Source organism: Klebsiella sp. EMBS2024, assembly GCF_036233805.1.
In the GTDB taxonomy this organism is placed as follows: domain Bacteria; phylum Pseudomonadota; class Gammaproteobacteria; order Enterobacterales; family Enterobacteriaceae; genus Klebsiella; species Klebsiella pneumoniae.
The window spans coordinates 5,174,812-5,176,456 of the sequence record NZ_JAZARW010000001.1; the positions used below are offsets into that span (position 1 = coordinate 5,174,812).

1 protein-coding gene is annotated in these 1,645 nt (G+C 54.5%); it reads left to right on the top strand.

Translation table 11 applies throughout. The features are described 5' to 3' along the window. The first annotated feature begins 242 nt into the window (after positions 1-242). On the top strand, positions 243-1,562 hold the full coding sequence (gene xylA / locus VZP09_RS23600; RefSeq protein ID WP_019705546.1) for a xylose isomerase: 1,320 nt from the start codon (positions 243-245) through the stop codon (positions 1,560-1,562). Positions 1,563-1,645: the final 83 nt, after the last annotated feature.

Genomic DNA, 1,645 nt, shown 5'->3' on the forward strand with positions numbered 1-1,645 from the left:
GGGCAGGCAGACATTGCGACAAAACCGGCATTTTAATTTGGTGTGGATACCTGAATTCCCCAGGAAGTGTACGCTATACGCGCGCGAAGCGAGATATTTAAAATAGTTTTATTTGCGAGATGGCTCACATTTGAGCATTTTCTCAATCGCCGAGTGAAATAACGTAATTGAGCAACCGACGATGAGAATACACGATGTGTCACAGTTGTTAATTTTCCTGTTTCTCAATTTCGGAGTTCATCATGCAAACCTATTTCGACCAGGTTGATCGCGTTCGCTTTGCCGGACCCAAAACCGATAATCCGCTGGCGTTTCGCCACTATAATCCGGATGAAATCGTGCTGGGAAAACGCATGGCCGATCATCTGCGTTTTGCCGCCTGTTATTGGCATAATTTCTGCTGGAATGGCGCGGATATGTTTGGCGCCGGCTCGTTTGAGCGTCCCTGGCAGGCCGCGGGCGATGCGCTGGAAATGGCCAAACGCAAAGCGGACGTGGCGTTTGAATTTTTCTACAAGCTCAACGTGCCGTATTACTGCTTCCATGATGTCGACGTCTCGCCAGAAGGCGCGTCGCTGAAAGAGTATTTGCATAATTTCGCCATCATGACCGAGGTGCTGGCGGAGAAACAGCAGCAAACCGGCGTGAAACTGCTGTGGGGCACCGCCAACTGCTTTACCCACCCGCGCTACGGCGCCGGAGCGGCGACCAACCCCGATCCGGAGGTGTTTGCCTGGGCGGCCACGCAGGTGGTGACCGCCATGAACGCTACCCACCAGCTCGGCGGCGAAAACTATGTTCTGTGGGGCGGCCGCGAAGGTTACGAGTCCCTGCTGAATACCGACCTGCGTCAGGAGCGTGAGCAGATTGGCCGCTTCCTGCAGATGGTGGTGGAGCACAAGCATAAGATTGGCTTTGGCGGCGCGCTGCTTATCGAGCCGAAACCGCAGGAGCCCACTAAGCATCAGTACGATTACGATGTCGCGACGGTATATGGCTTCCTGAAGCAGTTTGGTCTGGAAAATGAGATCAAGGTGAACATTGAAGCCAACCACGCCACTCTGGCGGGGCACTCTTTCCACCATGAAATCGCCAGCGCCATCGCGCTGGGCATTTTCGGCTCCGTTGATGCCAACCGCGGCGATGCGCAGCTCGGCTGGGATACCGATCAGTTCCCGAACAGCGTGGAAGAAAATACCCTGGTGATGTATGAGATCCTCAAAGCCGGGGGATTCACCACCGGCGGCCTGAACTTTGACGCCAAAGTTCGCCGGCAGAGCACCGACAAATACGACATGTTCTATGGCCATATTGGCGCCATGGACGTGATGGCGCTGTCCCTCAAGCTGGCCGCGCGCATGATTGAGGATGGCAAGCTCGATCAGGGTCTGACAAAACGCTATGCCGGCTGGCAGGGCGAGCTGGGGCAGAAAATTATGAGCGGGCAGATGTCGCTGGATAATATTGCCCGATACGCTGAGCAGCATAATCTGAATCCGCAGCCTCAGAGCGGGCGTCAGGAATTACTCGAAAATCTCGTCAATACCTATATCTTTGGTTAATTTTTGCTGACATGCCCCTGCGGGGGCATGTATTCCGCCGTCTATCCGCTGCCGGGAAATAGCGTTTATTGGTTCGTGCTGTG